Genomic DNA, 546 nt, shown 5'->3' with positions numbered 1-546 from the left:
TCTCCCTGCCCACCGCCAACCACGACTTCTCCCGCCTCAACTGCGGCCCCCGCACGGCCGAACAGCTCCCCGCCGCCTTCGCCTTCCAGCTGACCTGGCCGCAGTTGAGGCGGGAGAAGTCGTGGTTGGCGGTGGGCAGGGAGATCGTGCCCGTACGGTCGACGGCCGTGGACGCCTGCTGCCATGCCTCGACGAAAGGGCGGGGTGAGCCCTTGCCGCCCGCGTCGAAGAAGCAGTCGAGGGGGTCCCATGTGTCGTTGACGGTGCCCTCGCCGTTGCTCCACAGCGAGCGGAGGGCCAGGCCGTCGGTGGGGCCGCCGAAGTGCAGGAAGAAGTCGGCGTGGAAGCCCGCCGGGATCGACAGCTCCGGCTCGCCCCACTCGGCCAGGAGCACGGCGTCCGGGTGGGCGGAGTCCAGCCAGTGCCGCAGTTCCGTCCAGACACGGGCGGTCTCGGTTCTGCCGGGGTCGTCCTTCACCAGGGACGCGGCCATGTCGACGCGGAAGCCCGAGACGCCGAGGCCCAGCCAGTGGTCCATGATCGTGC

General features: G+C 70.9%; 1 pseudogene. It reads right to left on the bottom strand.

Annotated features, from left to right (window positions below):
* Positions 1–546 (bottom strand): annotated as a pseudogene (locus AOK15_RS48115) (hypothetical protein); the annotation flags it as partial.

The sequence above is a fragment of the Streptomyces ossamyceticus genome (assembly GCF_001418475.1).
Lineage (GTDB): Bacteria > Actinomycetota > Actinomycetes > Streptomycetales > Streptomycetaceae > Streptomyces > Streptomyces ossamyceticus.
Note: the sequence above shows the minus strand (reverse complement) of the source record. Positions and strands in the feature narration are given on the sequence as shown.